The sequence below is a fragment of the Rhizobacter sp. P3_B12 genome, from assembly GCF_056402895.1.
In genome coordinates this window covers 1-5,350 of sequence record NZ_JBFUGN010000388.1, presented here as the reverse complement: position 1 = coordinate 5,350, position 5,350 = coordinate 1, and the positions used below count along the sequence as shown (strand labels likewise).

The following is a 5,350-nucleotide window of genomic DNA, read 5'->3' as shown; positions in this document are numbered from 1 at the left end:
CTTCCCCAGCGACGACGCGGCCACCAAGCTGATCTGGCTGGCACTGCGCAACATCACGGCTGACTGGGGACGCGCAGCCAAGGAGTGGCGCCCCGCGATGAACCAATTCGCTGTGGTCTACGAAGAGCGATTCACACTGCCGGCGCACGGCAGTCGATAAGCGAGTCGGCCAATAGCCAATTCATCTCAACCGCCTCGCACACAGAAATCCTGACAGCCCCCCGGATCCGTGCTCTTCGTCCCCCTCGTGGCCCGCACGATGCAGGTGTATGTCGTGCCGTTCTGCAGGTCGGTCGCCATCGCCCACCCGTTGATGGCTTTCATGTTGATGTTCCCCGGCGAGCAGATCAGCGCATAGCTGACGTCGCCAAGGTCGGTGCCCGGTCGGTCGAAGGTGACTGTCAGCGTCTCGTTGCCGACAGACATATTCAGGTTGGTCGCCGCATCCGGTGCCGTCTCTACGATGGTCGCGGCAGGAGTGGCATTCACTGTCGCCGAGGCCGCACTGGCACCCGCAGTGTTGTCTGCCGTCACCGTGCAGTCGTAGGACGTGTCGTTGACCAGATTCGAGACGGTGATGCTGGTGCTCGTGCTCGTGGCTGATGTTGCAATGTAGAGGTCGTTGTCGTCGCCGTGCCGGCACGTCGCGGTGTAGCCGAGGATCTCCGCGCCGCCGTTGTCGAGCGGCGCGGTGTAGCTCAGCGTGATGAACGCGTTGCCGGCGGTCGCCGAAACGTCCGTCGGAGCTTGCGGCACCGTGCTCGGCCTGGTGTCGCGCGTGTTCGACTTGTCGCTCGTGCCGACCACATTGGTGGCCGTCACCCAGCAAGCGTAGATCTGGCCGTTGGTCAACCCGCTGACCGTCACCGGGCTCGCCAGGCCGCTGCCGGTCTTGTCGCCGCAGGTGGCGGTGAACGCGGTCACCGCGGCGCCGCCGTCCGATCCGGCGGTGAAGGCCACCGAGATCGCCGAATCGCCCGGCGTCACGCTGATCAGCGTCGGGGTGGCCGGCGCGGTCACGGCCGGCGTCACGCTCTGCGCGCCGGAGGCCGGGCTGATGCCGTTCTCGTTGCGTGCCGTGACGCTGCAGCTGTAGGTGCTGCCGTTCGCCAGCCCGCTCACGGTGATCGGCGAGCTGGTGCCGGTCGTGCTGACCTGCTGGCCGCCGGACGCCGTGCAGGTGGCCGTGAAGTCAAGCACTGGCGAGGCGCTGTCGGTGACCGCGGCGAAGCTGATCACCGCGCTGCCGTTGGCGGCGCTGGCCTGCACCGTCTGCGGTGCGCTGGCGACGCTGCCGTTCGCTGGCACCGTCGATGCGACCGGCGTCACGTTCATCGCATTCGACGCCGCACCGGTGCCGGCCACGTTCACCGCCGCAACGCTGCAGCTGTAGGTGCTGTTGTTGACCAGGCCCGCGACGACGACCGTGCCCGCGCTCGAGGCATCGGCTGCCGCCGCCAGCGTGTCGGAGGTGCAGCTCGCGTGGTAGCGGGTGATGGCTGCACCGCCGTCGCCGGCGGGTGCGGTGAAGCTCAGCGTGGCAGTCGTGTCGCCCGCGTTCAGCGCGGTCAGCACCGGCGCGTCGGGCACCGTGCTGGGGATGACATCCAACGCGGTCGAGTCGGCGCTGGTGCCGGCCGTCGTCGTGACGGTGACGCTGCAGACATAGCCCGCGCCGTTGGTCAGCTGCGGCACGGTGATCGGGCTGGAGGTCGATTCGACGCTGACCACGTTGTCGCCCTTGCGGCAGGTCGCGCGGTACAGCGTGCCCGACACCGTGGCCACGCCCTGCGCGCGCCGCTTGGAGGCGCTGGCAGCAGCGGTGCCGGTCGAGAAGCTGACGGTGGCCGAGCCGGCCCCGCGCGCCACGCTGACGCCGGTCGGCGCGGCCGGTGCATCGGCGGCCACCGCGGTGGCGGCCTTCGGCGTCACCACCGAGGCGGCCGAGGCCTTGCCGGAGCCCTGGGCGTTCAAGCCGCTGACCCAGCAGGTGTACGGCAGGTCGGGTGTCAGCCCGAGGACAGTGATCGGGCTCGCGGCGGCGTAGCTGTAGGACGCCTTGTCCGGGCCGACGCAGATGCCCACGTACGCGCTGACGGCCGCGCCGCCGCTGATGGTGGACTCCGAGAAGGTGATCACGGCCGAGGTCGATGCGCCGTCCATGCGCAGCACGCCCGGGGCGCTGGGTGTCGGTGCCGTCGAGCCGGCCGTCGCCTGCACCGGGCTCGACGCGCTGCTGGCGCCGCTGCTGTTGATCGCGCTGACCGTGCAACTGGCGCTCGACGCGTTCGTCAGGCCGGTCACGGTGACGGTGTCGGTGGCGGTGCCGCTGGACGCGCTGCGAACCGTCACCAGCGAGCCATTGCCGCTGCAGACGGTTTCGAAGGCGGTGACGTTCTGCGGGTTCGAGACCTTGAAGCTCAGCACGATCGCGCTGTCGCTGCTGGCCACCGCCGTCACGTCGGTGACGGCGGCCGGGGCCGACTCGACCACTGCCGTCGAGCCCGACGTGTCGCCGCTCGCTCCACCGCCACCGCCGCCGCAGGCGGCCAGCAGCAGGCTGGACAATGCCGGCAGCACCCATCGGCGCAATCCGGAAATGACGGGGGAGGCAAGTCTCGGAGGTGCAGTGTTCATGGCGTCTCTCGCTCGTGGGGGAAGAGGGCGAGCCCCGGGGGGCACGCGACCGGTTCGATCGAGGCGAGAGCTTGGTCAGCAACTTTGCAGAGAATTTGCAGAGCCAACGGAACAAAAGGGCGATCAACGGTCGATGTGTGCGGTCGTGTCGCTGTGTGGTAACGAAATGTTGCGATGGCATCATCGGCCCCGCTCTTCACCCTGGTCGAAAGGATTTCCATGAATCGCGTTTGCGCGGCCGGCCTCACGGCCATCGCGGTGGTGCTGCTCGCTGCCTGCGGCAAACAGGGCGCCGAACTCGGCCAGGGCGGGTCGGTGGTGACCGGGTCGGCCGGCCCGGCGGGTGCCAGTGCCGCGGCGCGCGAGCTGGTGAAATGCGATGCGCCCGTCGCGACGCTCGCGCTGGTCGAGAACCCCAACGGCTACACGATGGTGTCGGGTCACAACCTGCCGCAGTCGCCGGTGCCGCTGATCCGGCTGCTGGCGCAGCAGAGCGGCTGCTTCCGCGTGGTCGATCGCTCGGCCGGGTTGCGCGCCACGGTGCAGGAGCAGGAGCTGAAGAACGCCGGCGTGCTGCGCCAGAACGGCACGGTGGCCAAGGGCAAGGGCTACGAGGCGCAGTACACGCTGACGCCCAGCCTCACCTTCAGCGAGCAGAACGCCGGGCGCGAGATCGGCGGCATCCTCGGGATGATCCCGGTGCTGAACAAGTTCGTCGGCGTGGCCGACAGCGTCAAGCTGAAGGAAGCGCAGGTCGCGCTGCTGCTGACCGACAACGAGACCACCGAGCAGCTGGCCGCATCGACCGGCTCGGTGCGCGTCACCGACCTCGGCATGGGCGGCCTGGTGCTTGGCAAGCTGGGCGGTGCGGCCGGTGCCGGTTGGAGCAACAGCAACGAGGGCAAGGTGATCGCCGCCGCGTTCCTCGATGCGCACAACCACCTGGTGACGCAGGTGCGCATGCTGCAGGCCAAGGAACTGCCGCCGGCGGTGGCGGTGAAGACCGGCGGCAAGGGATAGGGCCCCGGCTCAGCCCTCGCGCGGCGCCGCCTTGAACGGATTGCGGTCCGGCGCTTCTTCGTGGCGCAGCAGCCCGAGCATGCGCCGCGTGATCTGGTTGATCACCGGCTGGCGGTGACGCACCCACACCTGCATCGGCTGCGGCCTGGCGCCCAGCCGTGCCTTCGGGTCGAGCGCGGTGCGGCCGAATGACAGCTCGCTCGCCCCCATCGAGATCGCCTCGGCGATGCTCGCGTGCAGCAGCCGCAGGTACAGCGGATGCGTCTCGGCGGCCTGGCGGTCGAAGCCGATGTGGTAGGCGACTGCAACGCCGTTGTCTTTCAGCGTCGCGATGAAGCCGAGCAGCGTGTCGCCGTCGAACACGCCGCTGCAGCGCAGCCGCTCGCCGGCCGCCCGCGCCAGCGCGCCGAAGTAGCCGGGATGCAGCGTGAACGGCCGCAGGCTCGCGTTCTCGTGCACCTGCAGGTAGAGCGCGTGCATGCGCGCCTGCAGGGCCTCGTCCACCTCGAACACGCGCAGCGCGAGGCCGGCCTGGCGCACCGGCTCCATGATCTGGTTCTTCACCGCACTGCGGTATTTCGACGCGAGGCTCGCCAGGTAGTCGTCGTGTGTCTTCCAGGCCGGCGGCAGCGCAAGCACCATGTTCGGCTCGGTCTCGACGCTGCGGTACGACAGGCCTTCCAGCACGCGCAGCGCCGGCGTCTCGCGGTCGGTGGCGTCCTTGATCATCACGAAGCCCGCCTGGCCGGCCAGCTTCTCGGCGCGCCGCACGCGGTACAGCACCTCGGCCACGGCCGGCCACAGCGCCTCGGGGTCGACATCCGGCGCCATCGCCACCGCATGCATGCCGTAGCTCAGCAGGTTGCCGCACACCAGCACCCGTTCGCTGAGCCGCGTGGCCACCGCGCTGCCGCTGCCCGCGGCGGCGCGGCCGAGGAACTGCTTCAGCCGGGCCCGCTTGCCGTCGGCCGGTGCCACCCGGCCCGGCGTGGGGCGCAGGCGGTCACGCTCCAGCTCGGCCCACTGCATCACGACCGCGGCCACCGGGCCGTCGGCATCGCTGATCAGCGCGTAGCGCGGCGACAGGCAGTCCGGCGGGGCGGTTTCCAGCACACCCAGGTAGTCGCGGCTGAAGAACCACGAGTGCCCCGCGGTGGCGGCGTCCCAGTGCGTCGGGTTCAGCTGGCCGAGGGTGTCGGCGATCGCGAACCGGAAACCGGTCGGGCGGCGCAGCTTGCGGCGCTGCGAGAGCTTGTTTTTCAAGGCGGTGAGGCTGGGCATGGGGCGGGAGTTTGCCCGACCCGGCGGCGAGGCATCTGCCGACACGGGCCGGCCGCGCCGAGCCGCTATCCTTCACGGCATGAAACTGCCGGAGTCGGTGCTGGTATTGATCCATTCACCGCAGCGCGAGGTGCTGCTGCTGGAGCGCAACGATGCGTCGCGCGGCTGGCAGAGCGTGACCGGCTCGCGCGCGTCGCCGGCCGAACCGCTGCGCGACACCGCGTGGCGCGAGGTCGCCGAGGAGACGGGCATCGTGGTCGGCTCGGCGGCCGTGCCGGCCGATCGGCTGCGCGACCTCGGCCGGCAGCACGTCTACGAGATCCTGCCGGCCTGGGCGCACCGCTACGCGCCGGGCGTCACCCACAACACCGAACATGTCTTCACCACCCACAACACCGAACATGTCTTCACC

4 protein-coding genes and 1 pseudogene are annotated in these 5,350 nt (G+C 69.9%); 3 read left to right on the top strand and 2 right to left on the bottom strand.

Features of this window, described 5'->3' with window-relative positions; all coding sequences use genetic code 11:
* A pseudogene (locus AC1D01_RS19225) lies at positions 1-160 on the top strand (IS256 family transposase); the annotation flags it as partial.
* Positions 161-186: 26 nt separating this feature from the next.
* Here AC1D01_RS19225 and AC1D01_RS19220 read toward each other — a convergent pair.
* The gene (locus AC1D01_RS19220) at positions 187-2,637 is read right to left on the bottom strand and encodes a fibronectin type III domain-containing protein (RefSeq protein ID WP_477869066.1); all 2,451 of its coding nucleotides are present in this window, start codon (positions 2,635-2,637) and stop codon (positions 187-189) included.
* 219 nt (positions 2,638-2,856) lie between these two features.
* Here AC1D01_RS19220 and AC1D01_RS19215 point away from each other — a divergent pair, with 219 nt between their 5' ends.
* Complete coding sequence (locus tag AC1D01_RS19215) at positions 2,857-3,657, top strand: CsgG/HfaB family protein (protein WP_477869064.1); 801 nt, start codon at positions 2,857-2,859, stop codon at positions 3,655-3,657.
* Positions 3,658-3,666: 9 nt separating this feature from the next.
* On the opposite strand, the gene AC1D01_RS19210 is transcribed toward AC1D01_RS19215, so the two are convergent.
* Entirely contained in the window at positions 3,667-4,938 is a 1,272-nt protein-coding gene (locus tag AC1D01_RS19210) for a GNAT family N-acetyltransferase (protein ID WP_477869062.1), read from the bottom strand.
* 79 nt (positions 4,939-5,017) lie between these two features.
* Here AC1D01_RS19210 and nudB point away from each other — a divergent pair.
* Positions 5,018-5,350, top strand: a 333-nt coding sequence (gene nudB / locus AC1D01_RS19205) for a dihydroneopterin triphosphate diphosphatase (protein ID WP_477869060.1), incomplete at its 3' end; no start/stop codon positions are given.

Excerpts from the sequence above, each read along its gene's own strand:
- AC1D01_RS19215 (WP_477869064.1), top strand. The coding sequence starts at position 2,857 with ATGAATCGCGTTTGCGCGGCCGGCCTCACGGCCATCGCGGTGGTGCTG.
- AC1D01_RS19210 (WP_477869062.1), bottom strand. The coding sequence starts at position 4,938 with ATGCCCAGCCTCACCGCCTTGAAAAACAAGCTCTCGCAGCGCCGCAAG.
- AC1D01_RS19220 (WP_477869066.1), bottom strand. The coding sequence starts at position 2,637 with ATGAACACTGCACCTCCGAGACTTGCCTCCCCCGTCATTTCCGGATTG.